The organism is Streptosporangium pseudovulgare, assembly GCF_014648055.1.
Lineage (GTDB): Bacteria > Actinomycetota > Actinomycetes > Streptosporangiales > Streptosporangiaceae > Streptosporangium > Streptosporangium pseudovulgare.
In genome coordinates this window covers 16,692-41,706 of sequence record NZ_BMQJ01000034.1, presented here as the reverse complement: position 1 = coordinate 41,706, position 25,015 = coordinate 16,692, and the positions used below count along the sequence as shown (strand labels likewise).

21 protein-coding genes, 1 tRNA gene and 2 pseudogenes are annotated in these 25,015 nt (G+C 71.8%); 12 read left to right on the top strand and 12 right to left on the bottom strand.

Annotated features, from left to right (window positions below):
- The 8 genes and pseudogenes from IEZ10_RS36880 to IEZ10_RS36845 form a co-directional block, all read left to right on the top strand.
- A pseudogene (locus IEZ10_RS36880) lies at window positions 1-309 on the top strand (hypothetical protein); the annotation flags it as partial.
- Between the two features lie 152 nt (window positions 310-461).
- The gene (locus IEZ10_RS36875) at window positions 462-899 is read left to right on the top strand and encodes a plasmid replication, integration and excision activator (RefSeq protein WP_189251141.1); all 438 of its coding nucleotides are present in this window, start codon (window positions 462-464) and stop codon (window positions 897-899) included.
- Window positions 896-1,216: a hypothetical protein gene (locus tag IEZ10_RS36870; RefSeq protein ID WP_189251140.1), complete on the top strand. Its 321-nt coding sequence runs from the start codon at window positions 896-898 to the stop codon at window positions 1,214-1,216. Before IEZ10_RS36875 ends, IEZ10_RS36870 begins: the two co-directional genes overlap by 4 nt.
- An 88-nt stretch (window positions 1,217-1,304) precedes the next feature.
- Window positions 1,305-2,717 carry an FtsK/SpoIIIE domain-containing protein gene (locus tag IEZ10_RS36865; protein WP_189251139.1) on the top strand — a complete coding sequence of 471 codons (1,413 nt, stop codon included), beginning with the start codon at window positions 1,305-1,307 and terminating at the stop codon, window positions 2,715-2,717.
- The gene (locus tag IEZ10_RS36860; RefSeq protein ID WP_189251138.1) at window positions 2,714-2,917 is read left to right on the top strand and encodes a hypothetical protein; all 204 of its coding nucleotides are present in this window, start codon (window positions 2,714-2,716) and stop codon (window positions 2,915-2,917) included. Before IEZ10_RS36865 ends, IEZ10_RS36860 begins: the two co-directional genes overlap by 4 nt.
- On the top strand, window positions 2,914-4,593 hold the full coding sequence (locus tag IEZ10_RS36855; protein ID WP_189251137.1) for a replication initiator: 1,680 nt from the start codon (window positions 2,914-2,916) through the stop codon (window positions 4,591-4,593). The genes IEZ10_RS36860 and IEZ10_RS36855 overlap by 4 nt, the downstream gene beginning before the upstream one ends.
- Window positions 4,590-4,784 (top strand): helix-turn-helix transcriptional regulator, encoded by a 195-nt coding sequence (locus IEZ10_RS36850; RefSeq protein WP_189251136.1) that lies wholly within the window; start codon window positions 4,590-4,592, stop codon window positions 4,782-4,784. The genes IEZ10_RS36855 and IEZ10_RS36850 overlap by 4 nt, the downstream gene beginning before the upstream one ends.
- A complete protein-coding gene (locus IEZ10_RS36845; RefSeq protein ID WP_189251135.1) occupies window positions 4,781-6,145 on the top strand; it encodes a tyrosine-type recombinase/integrase in 1,365 nt (454 codons plus the stop codon). Before IEZ10_RS36850 ends, IEZ10_RS36845 begins: the two co-directional genes overlap by 4 nt.
- Before the next feature lie 231 nt (window positions 6,146-6,376).
- Here IEZ10_RS36845 and IEZ10_RS36840 read toward each other — a convergent pair.
- Window positions 6,377-6,461 (bottom strand) — tRNA-Tyr (locus tag IEZ10_RS36840).
- A 366-nt stretch (window positions 6,462-6,827) separates the two neighbouring features.
- On the opposite strand from IEZ10_RS36840, the gene IEZ10_RS36835 reads away from it, so the two are divergent.
- A complete protein-coding gene (locus tag IEZ10_RS36835) occupies window positions 6,828-7,322 on the top strand; it encodes a YajQ family cyclic di-GMP-binding protein (protein ID WP_179820268.1) in 495 nt (164 codons plus the stop codon).
- A gap of 299 nt (window positions 7,323-7,621) precedes the next feature.
- Here the strand turns inward: IEZ10_RS36835 and IEZ10_RS36830 are convergent, their stop codons facing one another.
- On the bottom strand, window positions 7,622-8,344 hold the full coding sequence (locus IEZ10_RS36830) for a DUF5710 domain-containing protein (protein WP_189251134.1): 723 nt from the start codon (window positions 8,342-8,344) through the stop codon (window positions 7,622-7,624).
- A gap of 401 nt (window positions 8,345-8,745) precedes the next feature.
- Here IEZ10_RS36830 and IEZ10_RS36825 point away from each other — a divergent pair, with 401 nt between their 5' ends.
- Both IEZ10_RS36825 and IEZ10_RS36820 read left to right on the top strand, forming a co-directional pair.
- On the top strand, window positions 8,746-9,750 hold the full coding sequence (locus IEZ10_RS36825; protein WP_189251133.1) for a hypothetical protein: 1,005 nt from the start codon (window positions 8,746-8,748) through the stop codon (window positions 9,748-9,750).
- Between the two features lie 21 nt (window positions 9,751-9,771).
- The gene (locus tag IEZ10_RS36820) at window positions 9,772-10,347 is read left to right on the top strand and encodes a pyridoxamine 5'-phosphate oxidase family protein (RefSeq protein WP_189251132.1); all 576 of its coding nucleotides are present in this window, start codon (window positions 9,772-9,774) and stop codon (window positions 10,345-10,347) included.
- 67 nt (window positions 10,348-10,414) lie between these two features.
- Here the strand turns inward: IEZ10_RS36820 and htpX are convergent, their stop codons facing one another.
- From htpX to IEZ10_RS36785, 7 genes and pseudogenes are all read right to left on the bottom strand, one after another.
- A complete protein-coding gene (gene htpX / locus IEZ10_RS36815; RefSeq protein WP_189251131.1) occupies window positions 10,415-11,266 on the bottom strand; it encodes a zinc metalloprotease HtpX in 852 nt (283 codons plus the stop codon).
- Window positions 11,267-11,541: 275 nt separating this feature from the next.
- Window positions 11,542-13,320 carry an NADH-quinone oxidoreductase subunit N gene (locus IEZ10_RS36810; protein ID WP_189251130.1) on the bottom strand — a complete coding sequence of 593 codons (1,779 nt, stop codon included), beginning with the start codon at window positions 13,318-13,320 and terminating at the stop codon, window positions 11,542-11,544.
- Window positions 13,317-15,083 carry a complex I subunit 4 family protein gene (locus IEZ10_RS36805; protein ID WP_189251129.1) on the bottom strand — a complete coding sequence of 589 codons (1,767 nt, stop codon included), beginning with the start codon at window positions 15,081-15,083 and terminating at the stop codon, window positions 13,317-13,319. The genes IEZ10_RS36810 and IEZ10_RS36805 overlap by 4 nt, the downstream gene beginning before the upstream one ends.
- A gap of 250 nt (window positions 15,084-15,333) precedes the next feature.
- On the bottom strand, window positions 15,334-17,289 hold the full coding sequence (locus IEZ10_RS36800; protein ID WP_189251128.1) for an NADH-quinone oxidoreductase subunit 5 family protein: 1,956 nt from the start codon (window positions 17,287-17,289) through the stop codon (window positions 15,334-15,336).
- Window positions 17,290-17,549: 260 nt separating this feature from the next.
- Window positions 17,550-17,846: pseudogene (nuoK, locus tag IEZ10_RS36795) on the bottom strand (NADH-quinone oxidoreductase subunit NuoK); the annotation flags it as partial.
- A gap of 1 nt (window position 17,847) precedes the next feature.
- Window positions 17,848-18,384, bottom strand: coding sequence for an NADH-quinone oxidoreductase subunit J family protein (locus IEZ10_RS36790; RefSeq protein WP_179820288.1), 537 nt, complete (start codon window positions 18,382-18,384; stop codon window positions 17,848-17,850).
- Window positions 18,381-19,502, bottom strand: coding sequence for a 4Fe-4S binding protein (locus tag IEZ10_RS36785; RefSeq protein ID WP_229812033.1), 1,122 nt, complete (start codon window positions 19,500-19,502; stop codon window positions 18,381-18,383). The genes IEZ10_RS36790 and IEZ10_RS36785 overlap by 4 nt, the downstream gene beginning before the upstream one ends.
- A gap of 265 nt (window positions 19,503-19,767) precedes the next feature.
- Between IEZ10_RS36785 and IEZ10_RS36780 the strand changes: the two genes are divergently transcribed.
- A complete protein-coding gene (locus IEZ10_RS36780) occupies window positions 19,768-21,714 on the top strand; it encodes a serine/threonine protein kinase (protein ID WP_189251126.1) in 1,947 nt (648 codons plus the stop codon).
- 238 nt (window positions 21,715-21,952) lie between these two features.
- Here IEZ10_RS36780 and IEZ10_RS36775 read toward each other — a convergent pair whose 3' ends face one another.
- From IEZ10_RS36775 to IEZ10_RS36765, 3 genes are all read right to left on the bottom strand, one after another.
- Window positions 21,953-22,894, bottom strand: coding sequence for a hypothetical protein (locus IEZ10_RS36775; RefSeq protein WP_189251125.1), 942 nt, complete (start codon window positions 22,892-22,894; stop codon window positions 21,953-21,955).
- A gap of 147 nt (window positions 22,895-23,041) precedes the next feature.
- Window positions 23,042-23,995, bottom strand: coding sequence for an NADH-quinone oxidoreductase subunit NuoH (gene nuoH / locus IEZ10_RS36770; protein ID WP_189251124.1), 954 nt, complete (start codon window positions 23,993-23,995; stop codon window positions 23,042-23,044).
- A 363-nt stretch (window positions 23,996-24,358) separates the two neighbouring features.
- Window positions 24,359-25,015 (bottom strand): NADH-quinone oxidoreductase subunit C, encoded by a 657-nt coding sequence (locus IEZ10_RS36765; RefSeq protein WP_373287457.1) that lies wholly within the window; start codon window positions 25,013-25,015, stop codon window positions 24,359-24,361.

Here is a 25,015-nt window from a genome sequence, read left to right as displayed (position 1 = left end):
AGCATCGCAAGAGGTGCTGAACTGCTTGCGATCGGCGCGGCCAAGGCCCTGATGATCGCTGGGCTCACCGGCTATGAGCTGCAATTTCAGCATGAAAAAGGCTCCCGGTTCACACTGGAGACGGAGTTACCCGTTAGGGAACTTCTCGCCTACTACAAGCAGGCGGACATCGCGGGGGTCGAGTCGAGCCGGCCGAGCATCACCGCCTGGATTCGACCGTCGTCGGAGCAGGCGGTCTATGGTCGCCGGTCGGTGATCGTGGAGCTGATCGACAGCACTGACGCGGGGCTGGACATCCGCTGCCACTGAGCTTCTGACGCACGTCGACCAGCAATGAACCCCACCCCCTTCCCCTAACCACTTGTGCGGACGAGTTGGGGAAGCTAGCCTCAACTCAGTCGGACAAGTGGACGATCGAATATCCCGCTGTCCATCACCACCCATGAAAGGACTCATCCGCCATGGCCATCCAGGGCCCCATACCCGTCAGCTTCGAGCAGGTCTTCCCGCACGGCTGCTACATCGTCGGCGAGGTCGAGCAGGTCAAGGACTTCACCGCCTCGGCGAACGGCCGGACCGTCTACGCCAAGGACAAGACCACCGGTGAGCCGGTCTGGCAGGTCGCCGTCATGGACGCCGACCCCACCGTCAAGGCCGGCCAGAAGACCGTCACCGTCAAGATCCTCGCCGACGTGCAGCCCGTCCCCCCGGCGTCGCTGCCGGGTCTGCCGTTCGTCCCGGTCGAGTTCGACGGCATGACCGTCACCCCCTACGTCGCCCAGAACACCGGACGCCTGGCCTGGTCCATCCGCGCCCGCACCATGCGCGCACCCCGCGCCGCCGCTCCGGCCGCCCCCGGCAAGAACACCACCACGACCAGCAAGGAGATCGCAGCGTGAACACCCCCGCCCCGCACATCTACCTCACCGGCGTCCTGCGCAACGGGCTGACCCGCCTGGACCTGTCTTTCAGCACCCCGGACGTCGGCGTGGTGGCCGCGGTGACCACCAGCGGACGGCCGTTTTTGAACCTGGCCACCTCCGAGGCCCAGGTCACCATCACCACCACCGGCGGCGGACCCGTCACCGCCTCCGACGTCGCCTTGGCCAAGGAAATCGCCGCCGCCGCGGTGCGCTACCTCGGCGACTGCGTCCGCATCCACAACGAGCAGGACCCCGGCCCCACCCTGCCCGGACTGGACGACCTACCGGGCTGACACGCAAGCGGGGCCGCCAGAAGCGGCAACTTCCGGCGGCCCCTCACATCTCCCCCTGACACCACATCAAGAAGAGGACCCCAGCCTAATGTTCCGGAAACTGCCCGGCGACGAGGCACAACGCCTGGTCTCCACCACCCCCGACACCGCCGTCGTCTTCCGCCCCGCTGTGCTGCGCACCCCGGCGTTCGTCGCACTCGTCATCTTCGCCGCTCGGCTGCTGGCCGGCCTGGTGAAGCTCCTTTGGCGGCACCCGGTCACCTCGGCCGTCGTCGCCGCCCCGTGCGCGCTGGCCTGCTGGTACGGCTGGCGGGCGGGCCTGATCTCGATCGCGGTGGTCATGACCGTATCGGCGCTGTGGTTCACCCTGCACCAGCCCTCGTTCCTGCGCCTGATCGGCTGGCGGCTGCTGGCCTTCTGGCGCCTGGTCTGGATCTACCGGCGGCACTGGCAACCGGTAATGATCATCTCCGGATTAGGGCGGCACCTCCGCGGCCGGGACTACCTCCCTCGTCTGATGCGGGTCCACTGCACCTCCTGGGCCGACGTGGTCACCGTCAAGATGCTCCACGGGCAGGCGGTCAAGGACTGGGCCGACCGGCTCGACCAGCTCGCACACGGCTTCGGCGCCCGCTCCTGCCGCGCCTCCATCTCCCGCGCGGGCCGCCTGCACCTCATCTTCCCCCGGCGTGATCCGCTCGCCGTCCCCATGCCCGCGGTCCCGATCCCGGACGAGGTGTCGGTGGGACCGGTGCGGGTCGGCACCCGTGAGGACGGCTCACCCTGGCTGCTGACCGTCCACGGCACCCACGTCCTGGTCGCCGGGGCCACCGGGGCCGGCAAGGGATCGGTGATCTGGTCGGCCATCCGCGGCCTCCTCCCCGCCGTCCGCGCGGGCCTGGTGCAGATCTGGGCCCTCGATCCCAAGCGGATGGAGCTGTCCTTCGGTCGATCCCTGTTCGGTAACCGCTATGCCGCGACCCCGGCCGACTGCGCCGACCTGCTGGAGGCGGCCGTGGCGGTGATGCAGGAACGCGCCGACCGCTTCGCCGGTCACCAGCGCTCCCATACTCCGACGCCGGAGGATCCGTTTGTCCTGGTGGTCGTTGACGAGGTGGCGTTCTTGACCGCCTACCAATCCGACAAGGGCCTGAAGCTGCGCATCTCCGCCGCCCTCGCCACGCTGACGACGCAGGGGCGGGCGGTCGGCGTCGGGGTCCTGGCCGCGCTCCAGGACCCGCGCAAGGAGGTCATGAACATCCGCAACCTGTTCCCCGACAAGATCGCCCTCCGGCTCGACGAGTCGGAGCAGGTGGACATGGTCCTCGGGGACGGCGCCCGCGACCGGGGAGCGCTGGCCGACCACATCTCCCCGATCCCCGAACAGGGCGCGGGCGTCGCCTACGTGCGGCTGGAAGCCTCACCCGATCCGATCCGGGTTCGCGCGGCCTACGTCTCCGATGCCGACATCCGCGCCATGGCCGAGGCGGTGGCCGCGTGAGGGTCTGCTTCTACGGCACTGACGAGGAGATCACCCGCATCTGCCGGCGCCCCGTCCTGGCGATGGTCGGCCCGCGCCGTACTCAGCCGATGGTGGCCTTCGAGCTGTTCAACGTCTCGGTGACCACCGACCCCTACGGCTCGCTGTTCCGGCTGGCCGCCGACCTGACCGAAGTGCACCGCGAGGAGGTGACCGAATGAACCCCGTCAACGACCGCACCCTGACCCGGGCCGAGAAGCAGAAGATGCCCGTCGCCCTGGACGTGGCCGTGGAGGTCGCCAAGGCCAACGGCGTATGCATCCGCCCCATCCTCCTGCGCCGCCTGGACACCTGCACCGGACAGAGCGAAGACGTCAACGTCCCGTGCGGGTCCACCCGGGAGACCGTCTGCCCGCCGTGCGCCCGGCGCAACAAGCAACTCCGCAAGGCCCAATGCCGCGAAGGCTGGCACCTCGACCACGAACCCGTCACCGAACCTGCCCCCGCCACCGAGGACCAGCGGTGGCTGATCGAGTTCCGCGCCGACGTCCAGGCCAAGCGCGACGCCGTTGAGCGCGCCGGGGAGGTGGAGGAGGTCGCCGACTGGGACGCCGCGATTCAGGCCATCGACGAGGAGATCCGCGCGGCGGGAATGCGGGGCACCCTGTCCGGCAGGTCCGCTCCTCGCCGCTCCCGCTCGACCCGGCGCCGCCAGGACGCCCCGGACCTGCCCCAGCGGGCCATGCGCCCCACCACCTTGGGGCGGACCTTCACCGGCACCGAAGGTAAGGTGTTCCGCCCGTCGCTGTTCCTCACCCTGACCCTGCCGTCCTACGGCCGCATCCAGGCCGGACGAGGCGTCCCCGTCAATCCAAGCACGTATGACTACGCGCGGGCGGCGCGGGACGCGCTGCACTTCTCCAAGCTCGTCGACCGCTTCGTGCAGAACCTCCGCCGGGTGGCCGGCTACGACGTGCAGTACTTCGCCACCGTGGAGCCACAGAAGCGCCTGGCCCCGCATCTACACATGGCCATCCGCGGCACCCTGCCCCGGGCGGAGGTCAAGGCCATCGCTGCCGCGACGTACCACCAGGTGTGGTGGCCGGAAGCCGACGAGGTCCGCTTTGACGGCGAACACCTGCCGGTCTGGGCTCCGCGCGCCGACCTCCCCGAGGGGCAGAGTCACCCGGACGGCCAGGTCGGCGACTACCTCGACCCCGACACCGGGGAAGTCCTGCCCACCTGGGACGAGGCGCTCGACCGGCTCGGCCAGGACGACGATGCCGAACCCCTGCATGTGATCCGCTTCGGCGACCAGATCGACGTCCAAGGCGTGCTCGCCGGAACCCCGGACGCCGACCAGTGCATCCGCTACCTGAGCAAGTACCTCACCAAAAGCCTCGGCGAGAGTCTCGACGCCGACGACCCCGCACGCCGGGACCACGCCGCCCGGCTGGTCGAGGCACTCCGCTACGAACCCTGCTCGCCCTCGTGCCCGAACTGGCTGCGGTACGGCGTGCAGCCCAAAGGTGCCAAACCGGGCATGACGCCAGGTCGCTGCCGGGGCAAGGCGCACAAGCCCGAACACCTCGGCTACGCCGGACGCCGCGTGCTGGTCTCCCGCAAGTGGTCGAACAAGACCCTGGCCGAGCACAAGCGCGACCGCCGAACCTGGGCGCTGGAAGCCCTCGGCCTCGCCGACGACCCCACGGCCACGGACCCGCACCGCTACGTCTGGAAGCCCGTCCCGGCCGGCGACGCCGATACCCCCTCACTCGCCCTGCGACTGCTGCGCATGGTCGCCGAACGCCAACGCTGGCGAGCAACCCTGCTCGCCCTGGAAGCCAGAGCAGACGGACAGGAGATTCCGGCGGCCGAGACGCGGGAGGCGGCATGAGCAAGAACCGTGACGAGCTGATGACCGTCCCCGAGATCCTCGCCGAACTGGGCGGCGTCTCCCGGCGCACCTTCTACCGCTGGCGCGAGATCGGCCACGCCCCACAGGGAATCAAGCTCCCCAACGGCGAGATCCGCGTCTGGCGCAGCGAGTTCACCGCCTGGCTCGAATCCCTGCGGGAGGCGGCGTGAACACCTCCTACGACGTGAAGTTCTGGGAGACCCGCCGGAACGAGACGAGCAAGACACCGTCCTACGTGGTCCGCTGGAAGGTCGGCGGTCGACAGAAGTCCAAGACGCTACGAACCAAAGCGCTCGCCGAGAACTTCCTGTCGGACCTTCGGCAGGCGGCCAAGCGGGGTGAAGCCTTCGACATGGAGACCGGGCTCCCCCTCTCCATGCTCCAGGCCAAGAGCGCCCGGACGGTCTTCGAGTTCGTGCGGGCCTACGTCGACATGAAGTGGCCTCATGCGGCGGCCAAGAGCCGGGACAGCATGTCCGACGCGCTCGCGACGGTGCTTCCCGCGCTGACCAAGGACCGGCCGGGGCGTCCTGACGCCGAGACTCTGAGGGCCGCGCTCCGGAAGTACGCGCTGCTTCCCTCCGGCAAGAGGCCGAATGCTCCTCACGACATGGCGAGGGCGATCCGATGGCTGGAAGGGGCTTCGCTGGACCTGGCCGACCTGGGAGAGACGAAGATCGTACGGCTGGCTTTGGACGCGCTCGCCCTTCGTCTCGATGGCAGGGCCGCGGCTCCGAACACGATCGCCCGGAAGCGGGCCGTCCTGCACGCCGTCCTTGAGTACGCGGTGGAGTTGGAGGAACTGGAGGCCAATCCGCTGCACAAGGTGAGGTGGAAGCCGCCCAAGACCACCGAGACCGTTGATCCCCGCGTGGTGGTCAATCCGCGGCAGGCTCGGGAGCTGCTGACCATGGTCACCTACGTGGGCGGCCGGGGCAGGGGCCGGCGGCTCATGGCGCTGTTCGCCTGCATGTACTACGCGGCCCTGCGTCCGGCTGAGGCGGTCGGTCTGCGACTCCAGGACTGCCACCTGCCCGACGAGGGTTGGGGACGGCTGACGATCGACGTCTCCCGGCCGGAGGTCAACACGCAGTGGACCGACAGCGGGAACGCCCACGAGGAACGCGGCCTCAAGCACCGGGGCCGGGCCGACGTACGGCCGGTGCCGATCCCTCCTGAGCTGGTGAAGATCCTCCGGCAGCACATCGAGGAGTACGGGGCCGGCGAGGACGGCCGTCTCTTCCGGAGTGAACGCGGTGGCGTGATCGCCTCGACGGCCTACACCGAGGTCTGGCAGGACGCGCGAACCCTCGCCCTCACTCCCGCCCAGGTGGCTTCTCCCCTCGCGCGGCGGCCGTACGACCTGAGGCACGCGGCGGTCTCCCTGTGGCTGAACTCGGGCGTTCCAGCCCCGGATGTGGCCGAGCGGGCCGGTCACGGCGTGGACGTCCTGCTGCGGGTCTACGCCAAGTGCCTCGACGGGCATAAGGAGATCGCCAACAGGCGGATCAGCGACGCGCTCACCACATGAGCCACCCGCCTACGATCAGGGTCCCGGACTCCCCCGGGACCCTTCGGCGTTTCCGGGGCCGGCGTCCCTTCCCGAACCGGCCGGAAGCCAGGCGCGACCTGGGGAAACGCCATCAAGATCATTGCGCGTATATTGCGCGACCACCGACGCACGGCCGCTCGGCGCGGCGTTCGGCTGCATGGCCCGGAAAAGCAAAAGAGGCCCCGTAGGGCCTCTGAGCTGCCGTTTGGCTGGTGGCAGGTGCAGGACTTGAACCTGCGTAGGCTGAGCCGACGGTTTTACAGACCGCTCCCTTTGACCACTCGGGCAACCTGCCGCGTCATCCGCTCGAAGCGGCGACATGAGAAAGAATAGCGGACTTCGGGGTGTGACGTGACATCGGCGGGATCCGGCTCGTACGGGCCCGCCGTACGGAGGTCATGGCCCGCCGTACGGGCGTTTCGTCGCGTGGGAGTTCCGCCGCCACAAGGAATCCCGCGCGCGGAGGTCCCACCGTGCGGATCCCGCCGTACGGGGCCCTGCCGTGTGGGGTCACCGTGCGAAGGGCCCCGCCGGGGCGGGGCCCGTACCGGTGGTGAGCGATCATTGTCACCGTCGTCGGGGTGTTGACGGTGACGTTCGATGTGTGCCGACCGGCGAAGGCGCTAGTGTCGGCGGGAGAGCTAGAGAGGACAGCCAAGGCATGGCCGACAGCAGTTTCGACATCGTCAGCAAGATCGACCACCAGGAGGCCGACAACGCGCTGAACCAGACGGTCAAGGAGGTCGGGCACCGGTTCGACTTCAAGGGCACCGGCGCGAACATCGCCTGGGCGGGCGGACAGAAGGCCGTCGAGATCCGGGCCAACAGCGAGGAGCGGGCCAACGCCGTCCTCGATGTCTTCAAGGACAAGCTGATCAAGCGCGGGCTCTCCCTCAAGATCCTGGACGCCGGCGAGCCCAAGCTGTCCGGCAAGGAGTACCGGCTCATGGTCAACCTCAAGGAGGGCATCGACCAGGAGCACGCCAAGAAGATCTCGAAGATCATCCGGGATGAGGGGCCCAAGGGCGTCAAGGCCCAGATCCAGGGCGAGGAGCTGCGTGTGAGCTCCAAGAAGCGGGACGAGCTGCAGGAGGTCATCGCCCTGCTCAAGGGCAAGGACCTGGAGATCGCCCTGCAGTTCACCAACTACCGTTGACGTACCGGGAACCAAGGCCCTGATCTGTGGTGTCAGGGCCTTGCTCTCCTGGGAGGGCACACCCGGGGCATGCGAACGGCACGCCCGCCCGAGCCCGCCCTCTCCCGCACGCCGTTCCCCGCCCACCGGGCAGGAAGGCATGCGCCGTTTCGACAACGGCGCATGCGATCGCTCATCGGATGGAGGAGTGGGAGGACCCGGCCACGTCCGGCGGCGGCCGTAGCCACGGCACATCCCGGCCGGAATGACGCGCAGGGCACGCGACCCAGGAACCGTGTCCTTCCGAAGGGCGCGGGATGCTATCGGCCCGTCTCCGCGTCGATCGCCCGTGCCGCTCGCAGCCCCTCCCGGGCAGCTCGATCACGCGCTTCGGCCTCGGGGGGCCGGGCGAGTGTCACCCCCGCGTTCGTCAGGACGCTCAGATCGAGTCTCCAGGTGAAACGCGAACGGTACCGCCAGAGCCCGAACGCCTCATCGACATGACGCCGGGCCTGGACGGAGGTCATGCCGGTCACCGTACAGAGGTGGGCCAGGGCTTGCGTGTCCACACCGCGGACGGTGGCCAGCCCGAAGTGCGTGGCCGTGTGGCAGTCGCCGCAGAGGCAGATCAGACGGCGAAGACGCTGCGTCAGGGTGGCATCGTCATAGGCCCATCGTTCATGGGCTTCGAGATGGCGACGTGCGCCGCGGTCCTCTCCGCGTCCGCACGCCTCGCAGCGCCGTCCGGCGCGCTCAGTGATCATACGGCGGAGTCGTTCCCAGTCCTTCTCACTGACACAGGTTCGGACGTTCGTGAACCAGCACGAGGAAGGCACGAGATCGACGAACAGTCCCGCTCCCCACGAACGGTCCTCCCCCGGCAGGAGGTCCGGCACCGGAGGCAGGGCCGTCCATCGGTCGAGGGCGGCCATGCCGTGGCGAGGCGCGTACCAGCGGCGCGCCTGTGCGTCCCATCGCGCTCCGAGCGCCTTGGCCTCGTCTTTCTGGCTGTAGGGGATGTCGAGCCAGATCCGCTCCGCCATGTCTGTGCTCCCTGGGACAGAGGCTTCCAAGCCGGTGTTCTCACCGTGGAGCGGGATCAGAATACCCAGCTGTCCGCCCACGAGGCAGAGCTCTGACCGAAGGGGCCGATGATCCTCCACCGCCTCTTCGAAGCCGAATGACGAAGCCGAATGACACGGTCAAGGCAGGGATCCTGCGGCAGTGGCGTCTTCGGCCCGGCGACATGCCGACGAACGCGAGGCGGATATCCGGGCCATGCGCCGGGGTTCACCGGGGACGCCGATTCGACGTCGGCGGGACCGGCCGGCCGCGCGGGACAAGGCCGGTCGAGACCGCCGGCACCGCCGGATGGAGTGCTCGATTCGTGACCGAACCTTTCGTCCCCGAGGCGCATCTATCCCGGTGGGTGAAAGGAGCCCCGATGAACCCCTCACGCGGCGCAGCCGCACTCCTCACCGCCGTGACGGCGGTGACCTCGTTCTTGGTCGCGGGTCCGGCGGACGCGAGGACGGGAGCCGTGTCCGCCGACTCCGTCAACTACGCGTGGATCAAGAGCTGCCCCAGGAAGGACTACACCGTTCCCTGCGGGAAGTGGAAGCTGGCCATGCGCAGCGGGAAGACCATTACGCTGACCGACGCGCAGTCCTTCCCCAGGAGGCCCGGAGGCAAGATCGACAAGGATGTCGGTGCCCCGTTCCGGGTCAGCGAGGACGGCCGGATCGTGAGCTACCTCAGGAACGACCGGCTCGTCGTCCGCGACGTGGGCAGCGGCGAGGTCAGGCCGCTGCCAGGCCGGGCCGCCACCCTCCCCCGGGGGGCCGACGAGGGGGAGGTGTCCACCGCCCTCTCCTCCGACGGCTCGGTCGTCGTGGTCGACTACGGGGACGCGAACGACAGGCTGCCGAGCCTCATCGCCGACCTGAGGACCGGCAAGGTGGTCACGCTGCCGGCGAAGGAGGACGTGGCGGGCTTCAGCCCGGACGGCGAGCATCTGCTGACCACCCGGCGGACCGCCGACAACACCACCGAGTTCTCGGTCTTCGGCAAGGACGGCCGCAGGACCGCGCACAGGGTCGTCCCGCAGATCGTCGCCAACAACACCCCGGTCGCGCTGGCCGACGACGGGACCACGGTCGCCGTGGTCGTCGGCGGGGACTCGGGCAGGCCCCGCCTGCACACCTACGACCTGACCTCCGACGCCGTCTCCGGCGCCGTACGGTTCAGCCTGCCGAAGGGCGAGGAGGTGCAGCTGCTCGGCTGGGGGCCGGCGGGCGCCCTCACCATGTGGAACTACGTCGGCAACGGGGACGGGGAGACCGTCCTCGCGGTGAAGCGGACGGTGGACGCCGAGACCGGCGTCACTCGCAGGCTGGACTCCTTCAAGCCCCGGCGGGATTCGTGGATCTGGTGGGCACCCGGAGAATAGCCACTCGCTATCTTCCCTCTTATGGGGAAAATTCATGACAGGATCGACGGCCGGCTGCGCGCGTTCATCGAGGCGCAGCCGGTCTACTTCGTCGCCACCGCCCCCGAACAGGGCGGACACGTCAACGTCTCCCCCAAGGGATACGCCGACACCTTCGCCGTCCTCGGCGACACCACCGTCGCCTACCTCGACCTGGACGGCAGCGGAGTGGAGACCGTCTCCCACCTCCGCCAGAACGGCCGCATCACGATCATGTTCTGCGCCTTCTCCGGGCCGCCCAACATCGTCCGCCTGTACGGCACCGGCCGGGTCGTCCTCCCGGCCGACCCCGACTTCCCCGAGCTGATCCGGAACTTCGGCCCGCATCCGGGCGTCCGGACGATCATCGTCGTCGAATGCGACCGCATCGCCGACTCCTGCGGCTACTCGGTGCCGTTCATGTCCTTCGACCAGGACCGGACGCTGCTGGACGAGTGGACCGGGCGCAAGGACGTCCAGCGCAGGCGCGCCTACCGGGCCAAGCACAACCGCGAGAGCATCGACGGCATCCCCGGCCTCGCTCCCGAGGAGACCGACCCCGTCGCCCACCACTCCTGAGGGACGGGTTCCAGCCCTGGCGGCCGTCCTCGCCCCGGCCCTCCGGGAAGAGGGCGTCCGCGACGGCTCAGCGGCGGTAGCCGGCCATCCGCTCCAGGCGGGCGACGCGGTCGGCGGTGGACGGGTGGGTGGAGAACAGGCGGCCGATGCCCGCACCCCGGAACGGGTTGGCGATCATCAGGTGGGAGGCGGAGGCGATACGGCCGTTCTCCGGGAGCGGCAGCCGGCGGGCGCCCATCTCGATCTTCCGCAGAGCCGAGGCGAGGGCCAGCGGGTCACCGGTGAGCCGGGCGCCGGACTCGTCGGCCTGGTACTCCCGGGAGCGGGACACGGCCATCTGGATCATCCCGGCGGCGACGGGGCCGAGCACCATCATCAGCAGCGCGCCGACGAAGCCGGGGCCCTCGTCGTCGTCCCCGCCGCCGAAGAACATGCCGATGTAACCGAGGTAGGTGATCACTGTGGCGAGCGCGGCGGCCACCGAGGAGATCAGGATGTCGCGGTTGTAGACGTGGGACAGCTCGTGCCCGATGACGCCGCGCAGCTCCCGCTCGTCGAGGAGCTGGGTGATGCCGTAGGTCACGCAGACCGCGGCGTTCCGGGGGTTGCGGCCGGTCGCGAAGGCGTTGGGCTGCATCGTCGGCGAGACGTACAGCCGCGGCATGGGCTGGCGGGCCTCGGTGGAGAGCTGGCGCACGATGCGGTAGAGGACCGGCTGCTCGACCTCACTCACCGGGCGGGCGCGCATCGCCGACAGGGCGATGCGGTCGGAGAAGAAGTAGGCGAAACCGTTGGAGGCCAGCGCGACGAGAACGGCGATCTGCACGCCCGCGCCGCCCCCCAGCCAGGCGCCCACCGCGATGATGATCGCCGACAGCGTGCCGAGGAGGACCGCGGTACGCAGACCGTTGTGGCGCACTGCACCGTCCTTTCGGTGGATGCGATTCGGCTGGTGCCGATTCATCAGTGCCAACGTTTTCGGCCAGGTCGAACGTTCCCCGGCCAAGCCCGACCTTCCCCGGGGCGCTCTGCCGACAGTGGTGGACGGCCCCGGCAGAGGCCCGCCCGAGGCGATGGGTGGTATCCGCCCGGACATGGCCGGCGGTGACGGGCGGATTCCCGCACGGGCCTGGCCGGCAGCGGTGGGCGGTCCCCGCACAGGCCCGGTCAACGGCGACGCGGGACCGGAAGCACTCAGCCGGTGGCGATGAGCGCCTCCGGCAGGAGGACGAACACCGTCTGCGGGGCGACGGAGAAGAGCACGGCGACGATGGCCGCCAGGGCGATCGCCACACCCGCCGCCACCTGCCCGGTACGGTCGCCGGCCGCCGCGGAGGCGGCTCCCGGCGCGACCGGGACGGCTTCGGGCGCGGTGCCCGCCACGCCCGGAGCCGGAGCCGGAACGGGAGCCATGGCCGGGGCTTCGGCCGGAGCCGGGGTGGTGAGCGCGGCGGGAACAGGGGCCGGGGTGAAGATCCGTACGACCCAGGCGACGTAGTAGTACAGGCCGATCACCGTGTTGACGGCCATCACGGCGGCCAGCCAGCCCAGCCCGCCGCCGACGAGCTCCCGGAACACCACGATCTTGGCGAACAACCCGGCCAGCCCCGGCGGCAGGCCCGCCAGGCAGATCAGGAAGAAGGCCAGCGCCGGACCGGCGATCCGGCTGCGGGCGGCGAACCCGCGGTAGCCGTCCAGCTCACCCGACTCACCGCGCCGCGCCGCCAGCATGACCACCGCGAAGGCGCCGAGGTTCATCGCCGCGTAGAACGCCAGGTAGGCGACGGAGGCGTTCATCGCCCGCTCGTCACGGACCGCGAGGGGAGCGAGGATGTAACCCGACTGGGCGACCGACGACCAGGCGAGCAGCCGTACGGCACGGCGCCGCCGCAGGGCCAGCAGGTTTCCGGCGGTCATGGTCAGCGCGGCGACGACCGCGACCAGCGGGGCCCAGACCGGCGCCAGGTTCCGCAGGCCGCCGACCAGGACGAGGATCAGCCCGGCGAACCCCGCGGCCTTGGAAACCACCGAGAGCAGGGCCGCGACGGGGATGGGGGCGCCCTCGTAGACGTCGCCCGCCCAGGCATGGAACGGCACCGCGGCCACCTTGAAGGCGAACCCGGCGAGCACCAGGACCGCGGCGACGGCGAGCACGGGCGGCAGGTCGTAGCCGATCTGGAGCGAGGACGCGTACGCCCCGTCGACGCCGCCCGCCGTGACGGCGTCCGGCCCGGCCGGCACCGAGCCGAGACCGGATACGGCGCCCACCGCGGCCCCGGGCACCGCGTGCGGCACCCGGGCCAGCCGTTCGAGGTAGACGGTGCCGGTCAGGCCGTACAGCAGGGAGATCCCGAAGAGCATCACGGCCGTGGAGACCACGGAGACGAGGAAGAGCTTGACGGCGGCCTCCGAACCGCGGCCGTCGTAACGCCTGAGCGCGGTGAGGGCGAAGACCGGCAGCGAGGCCAGTTCCAGCGCGACCACCAGCATGACCAGGTCGCGGGAGGCGGGCAGCGCGACCGCGCCGGTCAGCGTGCAGAGCAGCAGGAAGTGCCACTCACCGGCGGGGATGTCGCCGAACGACAGTTCGGTCATCGACAGCAGCACCACGATGATCCCGGCGGCCAGCGCGAGCCCCGCGAAGACCAGGGTGAAGCCGTCCACCACGAACGAGCACGGGGGCGCGGCGCCCGCCTCCGGCGCGGTGACCGGGAACGGCGCGCCGGGTCCGGGGGCGGCGGCACCCGGCAGGCCGGGGGGCACGCAGAAGGTGCGCAGAGGCCCCGCCGCCCGCACGGCCTGGGAGATCACCACGGCGAGGGCGCCGGACACCCCGGCCAGCGTCACGATCCCGAGCAGTGGCCTGGCGTACGGCGCGCGGGGCAGGAAGACGTCCAGGAGCAGCACGAGCCCGGCGGTGAGTGCCAGGATCAGCGGCGGCGCGACGGCGTAGTAGTCGATCGGCTGGATCACGGCGCCCCCAGGAGGCTTCGGGCCACCGGGCCGGTGACGTCGAGCAACGCCTTGGGCCACAGGCCGAGCAACAGGATCAGCGCCATGAGCGGCACCCAGGCGACGAGTTCGTGGGGCGCGACGTCCCGTATGCCCCGCCTGCCGTAGCCCCTTCCACGGCCGGCGTTCCCCGCGTCGGCCGTGCCCTCTCCGCTTCCGGCGTTCCCGGCGCCGCCGGTGTGCCCCATGTCACCGGTGCCGCCCGTGTCCGCCGGGCCGACGGCGGCCAGCACCGGGGCGTGGACGGTCTCGACGGGCCTGCCGTGGGTGACGCGGGAGAGCATGGACAGGAAGTACGCGGCGGTCAGGACGGTGCCGAGGCCACCGAGGGCCATGAAGACGAGATAGAGGGAACGCGGCAGGCCCGCCGCCGGCCGGAACGCCCCCAGGAGGGAGAGCACCTCCCCCCAGAAGCCCGCCAGGCCGGGCAGGCCCAGGGAGGCGACGGCGGCGAAGGTGAGCACGGAGCCGAGCCGGGGCAGGCGTGCCAGCATCCCACCGCCGAGCGACGGGATCTCCGCGGTGCCGTAACGCTCCTTGATCGAGCCGACGACGAAGAACAGCAGCGCGGTGATCAGGCCGTGGGCGATGTTGCCGAACAGCGCCCCGTTGAAGCCGGCCGGGGTGAGCGCGGCGAAGCCCAGGAGGACGAAGCCCATGTGACCGATGGAGGAGTAGGCGATCATCCGTTTGAGGTCACGCTGGGCGAGACAGGCCAGGGAACCGTAGATGATGCCGATCACCGCGAAGGCGCCCAGCCACGGGGCCAGGACGGTGGCGCCGCCGGGGAGCATCGGGACGGCGATGCGGGCGAAGCCGTACGTGCCCATCTTGAGCAGGACGCCCGCGAGGAGCACCGAGCCGACGGTGGGCGCCTCGGTGTGGGCGTCGGGCAGCCAGGTGTGCAGTGGCCACATCGGGGTCTTCACCGCGAGACCGGCGCCGACCGCCAGGAAGGCGAGGATCTGCGCGGCCCGGGACATGCCGGTTCCGTGGGCACGGGCGAGGGCGGTCATGTCCAGGGTGCCGGTCTGCGCCCAGATGAGCAGCAGACCCAGCAGGAGCACCACCGAGCCGAGGAGCGTGTAGAGGATGAACTTGGTGGCCGCCGCCCGGCGGCGGTGACCGCCCCAGACGGCGATCACGAAGTACATCGGGATCAGGACGACCTCGAAGAACACGAAGAACAGCAGCAGGTCCAGCGCCAGGAAGGTGCCGATCATGCCCACTTCGAGGACCAGCAGCGTGAACACCAGGGCCCGTGGGCGGCCGCCGCCCACGGGTTCGGACGGACGACCGGACGCCGCCCCCGGTGAGTCGCCGGGCGAAGGCGTGGACGGGCTTCCGGGTGGAGGCGTCGCCGGGTGGCCGGGGGCGGGTGCGCGGCCGGAACCGGCGGGACGACCCCGGCAGAGGTAGGCGAAGCAGAGGAAGGTCAGCAGCGCGGTCAGCAGGACCAGCGGCAGCGAGACGCCGTCCACGCCGAGGTGGAACCTGAGGCCCAGGCCGGGAATCCACGGCAGGTTCGTGACGAACTGCATCCGGGCCGGGTCGTCGTGGTCGAAGGCGGCGGCCAGGGCGGCCGACAGCGCGAGCGCGACCCCGGACACCGCCAGGCCGTACCGGGGGAACCAGCGTTCCCGGGTCGTCGAGCCCACCGGAACGGCCAGCAGGACCGCCCCGGCGAGCGGGACCGCGAGCAACGCGACCGGCAACCAGTTCATGTCACCCGCCACCTCCCGGTCACGGCTCTCTCCGGTGCGGGAATCGGCCCGGCACCGGGAACCCGGGCCTGACCGGGCCGGCGCGCGGAACAGGGCCGGCGCGCGGAACAGGGCCGGCGCGCGGGACCGGCCCGGTCCGGAACCGGCCCCGGGGATGAGGCCGGCCGGTGGGCGGCGTCGATCCGGAAGCCGCCGTCGGCCTGCCGGGCGGAACCGGCTGGACCTGCGAGGACGGGCCTGCGGGTGGGGGTCATCCGAGCATCACCGCTCCCACCGCGAGAAGCAGGACGCCCGCGAGCAGGCCGGTGACGTAGAGCTGGGCGTTGCCGTTCTGCGCCCGGCGCACCAGGCCTGCCAGCCCGGTGACCGTCCGGCCGGAACCGCGCACCGCTCCGTCCACCACGCGGCCGTCGGCACGGGCGACCACGTACGCGAGGAGCAGCGTGGGACGGACGAACACCGCGCGGTACAGCGCGTCAACGGAGAACGCCCGCTCGCAGGGCCTGCGGAGAGGGCCGAGCAGCCGGGCCGGGTCCCGCCGGGGATCGGACCGCCACACGGTGTGGACCGCGCCGGCGCCCAGCAGCGCGAGCGCGACGCTGAGGACGGCCGTGCCCCAGTGGATGTGGAGCACGCCGGGCAGGCCCAGGAGCAGGGCGGGAACGGCGAGAACGATGATCGGCCAGCGCATGACGGGCGGCGCCTCGTGGACGGCGGCGGGCGGTGCGGACTCAAGGGCGGCGGACGGTCCGGGCTCGGGGACGGCGGTGCCGGGGAGGCCGGAGGGAGCACGCTCGCCGAAGAACGTCCGCAGCCACGCGCGGGTGGCGTAGGCGCCGGTCACCGCGACGGTGGCGAGCGCGCAGCCGTACAGGAGCAGGGCCACGGGGGCGGCGAGGTGGCCCGCGGACAGGGACCGCTCGACCGCCGCCAGCACCTCGTCCTTGCTGAAGAAGCCACTGGCCGGAGGGAGGCCGGCCAGGGCGGCGAACCCGATCGTCATCGCCGCGAAGGTGACGGGCAGCCCCCGGCGCAGACCGCCCATCGCGCTCATGAGGTTGGAGCCGACCGCGTGGATCACCGCTCCCGCGCACAGGAAGAGCAGGGCCTTGAAAGCGCCGTGGGTGATCAGGTGGAAGACCGCCGCGTCGCGGGAGCCGACGGCCAGGGCCCCGGCCATGTAGGCGAGCTGGCTGATCGTGGAGTAGGCCAGCACCCGCTTGAGGTCGTCCTGCGCCAGGGCGGCCAGTGCGGCGCCGAGCATGCCGAGCGCGGCCATGACCGCCAGCACGTCCAGGGCGGGTCCGGAGGCCAGGAAGACCGGATAGAGGCGGGCGACGACGAAGATGCCGGCCGCGACCATGGTGGCCGCGTGGATGAGGGCGCTGATCGGGGTCGGACCGGCCATCGCGTCGGGGAGCCAGGTGTACAGCGGCACCTGGGCGCTCTTCCCGGCGACCCCGGCCAGCAGCAGGAGGGCGGCGGCGAGGATCGTGCCGGGCGGCAGCTCCGGGAGCTTGGCGAGGACGTCGGCGATCCGGAAGCCGCCGGCCGCCGTGCCGAGGACGAAGACGCCGAACAGGAAGCCGACGTCGCCGATCCGCGTGACCAGGAACGCCTTGACCGCCGCCCGCGAGTTGGCCCGGTCTTCCCACCAGTGCCCGATCAGCAGGTAGGAGCACAGGCCCATGACCTCCCAGCCCACGTAGAGGACGAGGAGGTCGGCCGCGTAGACGACCAGGAGCATGGCGCTGGTGAACAGGCTGATGAAAGCGCTGTAGGAGGGGTAACGCCGGTCGTCGCGCAGGTAGCCCACGGAGTAGACCTGGACGGCGAGCGCCACCACGGTGACCAGCACCGCGATCGTCGCGGCGAGGCCGTCGACGAGCAGCCCGATGGAGATCGGCACCGAGCCCGTGTCGACGGCCACGGACGCCGTGGCGACACGGGCGGTGCCGGCCGACCCGGTGAACCGGGAGAGCCAGTCACCTCCCCCGGCGGCCTGACCGGTCCGTATGGAATAGGCCAGCCAGATCGTGAGCAGTGTGGAGACCGCGGTGGGCACGATCGCGATCCAGGCGGCCCGCCGGTTCGCGGCCGCGTCGGCCGCCCCTCCGCGGAGCCCCTTCGGGAACCGGGAGCCCAGCAGGCCGGCGGCCGCGGCGGCGAACGGCAACAGGATGGCGAGGACGGCGGCGGTGGTCACGGGCCCTCACCGGGCCCGGGGGAAGGCGGGAACGGGGAGCCGGCCGGAGGCGGGGATACGGGCCCGGTGGATGGCGTGGACCCGGTGGGAGGCAGAGGTCCGGCGGGAGGTGGGGGTCCGGCGGGTGGGGACCCGGTGGGGGGTGGAGGTCCGGTCCTGACGGGGGCGGAGACCGGGGAGGATCCGGTGGCGGAGGCCGGCCCGGCGGTGAGTGCGGACTCGGGGGAAAGGGCGGATCCGGCGGGGGCGGGGGTCTCGGCCAGGAGACGGAGGCGGTCGAGATCGACGGTCCGGCGGTTGCGGTAGAGGGCGAGGATGATCGCCAGGCCGAGACCGACCTCCGCCGCGGCGATCACGATGACGAACAGGGTGAGGACCTGGCCGGCGTGCAGGCGGTCGCGCAGCCACACGTCGAACGCGACCAGGTTGAGGTTGACCGCGTTGAGCATGAGCTCGACGGACATCAGGACCAGGATCGTGTTGCGCCGGGCGAGCACGCCGTACACGCCGATGGAGAACAGCAGCGCCGAGACGACCGCCGGGTAGACGATGTGCACGTCAGCCCCTCCCCCGGATGTCGGTGCGGGACAGCACGATGGCGCCGATCAGGGCGGCCAGCAGGAGGACCGAGAGTGCCTCGAAGGGCAGCACCCAGTTGCGGAAGACGCTGGAGCCGATCTCACCGGCCGAACCGCCGCCGGCCCGGAGGGGGGCGTAGGCGGTGCGGAAGCCGTCGACCACGACGGTGACCAGAACGGCGGCCGTGGCGAGCGCCACGAGCGCGGCGGCCGGCCGGTTGCCGCTGTCGAGATCGGCCGACCTGCCGATCGGGGCGCGGGTGAGCATGATGCCGAACAGCAGCAGGACCACGATCGCGCCGACGTATATCAGCACCTGGACCCAGGCGACGAACTCAGCCGTCAGGACGAGGTAGCACCCCGCGAGCGCGCCGAACGTGACGACCAGCCAGAGGGCCGCGTGGACGAGTTGCCTGGTGGTCACCACCAGCAGCGCCGCCCCGACCGCCACCGCGCCGAGCAGCAGGAAGACGATCTCCTGCCCGGTCGGTGACAGATAGGACGGCGCGTCGGTCACTTCTCCTCCTCGGACTCCTCAACCTGGTCCGTGGCAGAAGTCTGCTCCGCCGGGCCTTCGTCCGGGGGCGCACCACCCTGTTCTGTGGATGACTTCTCGGCGGGCGGGGTGTCCTTCTTCGGGAGCGCGCCCGGCGGGCGGATCGCCCGGACGTCCGAGAACCGGGTGGAGGTCCTCCGTTGCGGCCGCTCCGGCCGGGAAGACGCGGCGGGAGACGGCGGGTGGTCACCGTGTTCGGAACCGGCCGGCGGGGAACCGGCGGACCCGGAGCCCGCGGGCCCGGGGCCGGGACCGGGGGGAGGAGAACCGGCGGGCTCGGGACCGGGGGGAGAAGAACCGGCGGGCTCGGAATCCACCGGCGTGGAGTCCTCGGGACGTCCTCCCGGGGGTTCCACCGGCTCGCCCCCGGCGGGGGGAGCGTCCTTCTTCGGGAGCGCGCCCGGCGGGCGGATCGCCCGGACGTCCGCGCGCCGGGTCGAGGTCCTCCGCTCGGGACGGCGCGGCCCGGAAGACGCGGACGCCTCCGGCGGCGTGGACGGCCCGGGAGACGTGGACGGCCCGGGAGACGTGGACGCCTCCGGCGGCGTGGGGGACGCGGACGCCTCGGGGGGCGCCGGCGGCGTCCCTGCCGCGTCCGGTGCCGTCCGGGCCGGCCCCGCGGTGGTGCGGGGACGGGCGGGACGCGAGGCGGCCGCCAGTTCCTTGGGCGGCTCGGCGTTGGGCTCGTGGGCCGGGGGCGGCGGGACCGTCTGCGCCCAGGCCGCCAGCCTGTCCCTCTCGTGCAGGAGGTTGCGGATGTCGCCGTCGGCGTACTCGAACTCCGGCGACCAGAACAGCGCGTCGAACGGGCACACCTCGATGCAGATGCCGCAGTACATGCACAGCGAGAAGTCGATCGCGAACCGGTCGAGCACGTTGCGGGCGCGGGGACGGCCGCCCTCCGGGGCGGGGAGGGTCTCCTTGTGGGAGTCGATGTAGATGCACCAGTCGGGGCACTCACGGGCGCAGAGCATGCACACCGTGCAGTTCTCCTCGACCAGGGCGATCACGCCGCGACTCCGGGCGGGCAGATCGGGCCTGACGTCGGGGTACTGCTGGGTCACCGACTTGCTCAGCATGTGGCGAAGGGTGACGGAGAGCCCTTTCGCCAGCCCCACTCCTGGTATCCGTGCCACAACACCACATCATGACGCATGGGGGCGCGCCCGGGAATGCGGCGTCCAGTAAAACGCCCATATCGGACACCGATCCAGCCTCCGAGGGTTGTCCACAGAAGTTATCCACAGACTGTGTGTTCGAGTATCGGACCCCATCCGAAGGCCGATACGGAAAGGACACCCGCGGAGACTGCGGCTGACGGTGGGAATACGTATTGTTCGCGACATGTCCCACCAGTACGGCCCCGGCCGGTACCCGCAGACGCCTCCGCGGCCCTCCACGGGATGGAGCGTGGCCTGGGCCCTGGTGCCCCTGTTCACCTTCGGGATCGGCACGCCGTTCGTCATCGGCCACGCCGCCCGCCGCCTGCGCAGTCCCGGGCTGGCCCTCGCAACCGTCCTGTACGGCATCGCCGTCGCGACGTTCCTGGTCGGGGCCGGCACCTACGGTGACTCGGAGCTGATCCCCACCTGGCTGGACACCACGATGATGATCGGCTTCTTCGGCAGCTGGATCGGCGGCCTGGGACACGCGCTGATCATCCGGGGCGCGGTGTTCCGGCGGGAGGGCTCCCCGCGGCAGGCGGCGCCGTACGGGTCGTACGAACCGTACGGCGAGCCGTACGGGACGAAGCACGGCTCGCGGCACGGGCCCTCGCACGAGACGACGCACCCCTCACGGTACGGGTCGCCGTACGAGGCGCCGCGCCGGTCACCGCACGGGTCCTCCGCCGAGCCGCCGCCCGGGTCGCCACACAAGCCATACAAGCCATACGAACCGCATGAACCGCACGAACCGGCTCCGCACGGGTCACGGTCACGGTACGGCTCGCCGCCCGGCCCGTACGCGCAGCCGAGGACGCCGGCGGGACCACCGGCCGGGCCGGTCCCGGCGTCGCACGGATCGGCCTCCTCGGCGCACGGGCCGGTCCCGGGGTCGCACGGATCGGCCCCGGGGTCGCACGGAGCGACTTCGGCGGCGCCCGGAGCGGGTCCGGTGACGCCGTACGGGCCGGCCTCGGCCTCGCACGGAACGGGTCCGGTGACGCCGTACGGACCGCCGGGGTCGCACGCCCCGGCCGTCGCCGCGCCGCACCCGGCTCCCCCCGTCCCCGGCCGGGAGCCCGCCTCCCCGTGGGGGCCCCGGCCCGGCGAACCGCCGTACGGCACGTCGCGGACCCCGGCCCACCACACCCCGGCCCACCACGACCCGGGACCCTACGACCGGCCCTCGCCCGCCGGGACCTTCACCGGAGCCGGCGGGCCCGCCGGCTCCCTCCGCGGCCACGAAGGTCATGACGGCCGCGACAGCCACGACGGCCACCGCGACCGCGGCGGCCGGCACGACGACCACGACCGGCGCGACCGGCGCGACCCGCAGGGCGGTCACGACCGCGAGGAGGGCCGTCTGGGACCGTACCGGCTGATCGGCACCCTCGGCAGGGGCGGTCAGGGCACGGTCCACCTGGCGCTCACCCCCCGGGGGGAGAAGGTGGCGATCAAGGTTCTGCACGAGCACTTCACCGGCGACCCGGTGGTCAGGGAACGGTTCATCCGGGAGGTGGAGGCGACGCGGAGGGTGGCGACGTTCTCCACGGCCCGGGTGCTCGACGTGAACATCACCGACGACCAGGCCTACGTCGTCAGCGAGTACGTCGACGGCGTCTCCCTGGAGCAGCTGGTCCGCGAGCAGGGTCCCCGCACCGAGGACGGCCTGACCCGGCTGGCCCTGGCCACGGCCGGCGCGCTGGCCGCGATCCACCGGGCGGGCGTGGTGCACCGTGACTTCAAACCGGCCAACGTGCTGATCGGCGGGGACGGGCCGCGTGTGATCGACTTCGGCATCGCCCGCGCCCTGGACCAGGCGACGGCCACGGCCACCGGCAGCGTCATCGGCACCCCGGCCTACATGTCCCCGGAGCAGATCTCCGGCGAGCACGTCGGCCCGGAGTCCGACGTGTTCAGCTGGGCGTCCACGATGATCTTCGCCGCCTCCGGCCGGGCGGCCTTCGGCGCGGACACCATCCCGGCGATCCTGAACCGGGTGATCAGCCACCACCCCGACCTGTCCTCACTGCCGTCGTCACTGCGCCCGCTGGCCGCCGTCTGCCTGGACAAGCGGCCCGCCAACCGGCCGACGGCCGCCGACATCATGCTGCGGATCGTGCACTAGCCGTCCCCCGGGCAGGGGACGGATGGAACAGCCGACCGGCGACCGGCGACCGGCGACCGGCGACCGGCGACCGGCGACCGGTGATCGGTGACCGGTGACCGGTGACCGGTGACCGGTGATCGGTGACCGGTGATCGGTGACCGGTGATCGGTGAGGACAGCCGGCGACCGACGGCGGGCGGATCACCGGCGGCGGACCCTCGGGGCGGCCGGAGGCGGATCGGCGGACCGGTTCCGGATCAGGGCACCGCGTCCCCGACCCGGCTCGTCAGATCGAGATACTCCTCGCGGCTCAGCGTCCGGGTCTCCAGCTCCAGCCCGTTCCGTACGGCGAAGCGGCGCGCCGCATCCGGGTCCCAGTGCCCCGGCAGGTGGAACCGGCCCTCCCCGACGATCAGCCCGGTCATCCCGGGGTCGGCCGAGTAGAGAAGCAGCCGGTCGGCCTCGATCTCACGGGTCCTGCGCTCGGTCTCCAGCAGCAGCCGGTCGTGCACCACCACGAGCCGGCAGTGCGGCTTGCCCTGCCGCTGCAGCTCGCGGCTGTCGGCGGTCTGCCTGCGGGCCCGCCGCCTGCCGATCCCGACCAGGAAGACGGCGGCGGCGCCGGTGGCGGTCAGCCCGGCCAGCACCAGGGAGGTGATCCCGAGCGTGTCCATGCCCCGGGTGACGTCGGTGAAGTTCGTCATGTTGAGGACGACGAGGGTGGCGAAGGCGGCGCCGTAGGCGAGCACCAGCCACATCAGCGCGTACAGGAGCTGTTCGCGCCACCAGACCTTCGCCGGCCCCTTGGGGGGCCGCAGGCTCCGCGGGCCGGGGACGCGCAGCCGCGGCAGGGCCGGGGGCGGCATGCGCCAGCCCACCATGCACCACCCCGGCGACCGGCGGGCGAGCGCGACGCGGGCCTCCTCGCCAGTGGCGAACCGCCGTTCCTCGAACGTCAGGCCGTGCCGCCGGGCGAACGCCTCCAGATCGGCGCGCGAACGGGAACCGGGGGCCTGCATGATCACCAGGCCGGACTCGTCGAGCAGCGCCAGGCCGTACCTGGTCCTGCTCCGGCCCGGGTAGTCGAAGAACAGCAGCGTGCACACCCGGGCGCCGCCCGCGAGCGGCAGCCGTACCGGCGGGTGTTCCGGCACCTCGACGACGAGGTCGTCGTGGTCCACGGCGAGTGCGAGGGTCATCGGTTCCGTCCTATGGCCGTGCTGTCTCACATGCGGGTCCTCCTCCTGCCCAGCGTGCACGCTTTGAAATCCCGGAGGCCGTATCCGGCGGCGCGACACGTGGCCGGAACCGGACACGACACCCGGGGGCCGCCGGACGCACCGGGATCAGCCCGCCAGGACACGGACGATCCCGGTCAGCGCGAGCTGGACCAGCGCCAGCGGCACCAGTCCCACCCAGGCGAGTCTCTGGAGCTGGTCCTCGCGCAGCCGGGGATAGCTCACCCGGACCCAGATGACCACGAAGACCAGGGCGGCCACCTTCAGGAGCGTCCAGACCGGCCCGGGGAGGAGCGGGCCGTGCCAGCCGCCCAGGAACAGGACCGTGGTCAGCGCGGACAGCACGATGATCCCGGCGTACTCGGCCAGCATGAACAGGGCGAACCGCATGCCGGTGTACTCGGTCATCGGGCCCATGATGATCTCGGACTCGGCGATCGGCATGTCGAACGGCGGGCGACGCAGCTCGGCGAGCCCGGCGGTGAAGAAGACGACCGCGCCGATCGCCTGCCAGGGCAGCCACCACCACCGCCACGCCTCCACGATGCCCGGCAGGGAGAGGGTCCCGGCGGCCATCGCGACGCTGGAGGCGGCCAGGACCAGCGGGAGCTCGTAGGACACGAGCTGGGCGGCCGAGCGGATGCCGCCGAGCACCGAGTACTTGTTGCCGGACGCCCAGCCGGCCATGATCGAGCCGAGCACGCCGATCCCCATCACGGCGAGGACGAAGAACAGCCCGGCGTCGAGGTCCACCCCGACCAGGCCGGGGCCGACCGGGACGACCACCAGCACCACGAGGTACGGGATCAGCGCCACCGCGGGGGCCAGGGCGAACACCCGGCGGTCGGCGGCGGCCGGGACGACCTCCTCCTTCTGCGCGAACTTGACCCCGTCCGCGATCAGCTGCGCCCAGCCGTGGAAGCCCCCGGCGCGCATCGGGCCCAGGCGCGCCTGCATATGGGCCATGACCTTGTGCTCGGCCTGCCCGGCGATCAGCGGGAGCACCAGGAACGCCGCCACGATCACGGCCAGCCGGACGGCGACGTCGAGCACCACGGCCATAACGCCTCCAAACGCCGGGCCCGGGGGCCGGGACCCGGCCTCTCGGCCGCCGCGCCCGCGGGCGGGATCGGCCGGGTCCGCCGGTCTCCCGGTCATCATGCCCCGGCCCGGCCCGCGGCATCCCCGCCCGCCGCCGCGAGAATCACGCCCGTCGCGGGATTCCCGATCCCCGCGGCGTCCGGACCCACCGCGGCGGACGGGTCACCGCGGTGTTCGGACCCACCGCGGCGTCCGGACCCCACCGCGGCGTCCGGACCCCATGCAGCGTCCGGACCCACCGCGGTGTTCGGACCCATGCGGCGTCCGAATTCCCCGCAGCGGACGCGTCACCGCGACCCGGTCCCGGCCGCGTGCCGTCCCCGGCTACCGCTCCTCGGCGTCACGCCCCCAGCCGGCGGCGGGCACGCCGGGCGGGAGCGTCTTGCGGCGGCTCGGCGATCCGTGGCCGGACTCGCCCGGCTCCTTGGCGCCGGGCCACGCCTTGGCGACCCGGGCGGCCAGCACGAAGTCCTTGCGCAGCGGGTGCCCCTCGAAGCCCTCGGGCAGCAGCAGCGGCACGAGGTTGGGGTGGCCCTCGAAGACCACGCCGAACATCTCGAAGGTCTCGCGCTCGTGCCAGTCGGCGCCCCGGAACACGCCGACCGCGCTGGGCAGGCGGGGGTCGGCGCGCGGCACCCGGGTGCGGGGCAGCAGGTGGGCGCGGGTCACGGGGTCGTAGAGGTGGGCGACCACCGAGAAGGCGTCGGGCGGCTCGTCCACGCCGGTCAGCCAGTCGAAGAACACGTATCCCCGGTCGCGGGCGAACTCCAGCAGGTCGGTCCAGTCGCCCGGCGGGACGTCGGCGGTGATCTCGCCGAAGGACTCCGACACCTGGACGCGCTCGCCGTACCGGGCGAGGAGGGCGTCCCGGACGGGGGTCCCGGCCCGGTCCGGGGAGTCCCCGGGCTCCCGGCGGGCGGGCCCCGGGCGCGCGGACGTCCCTGGCCCGGTCGCGGGGCGCGCGGACGGCTCAGGGGTCAC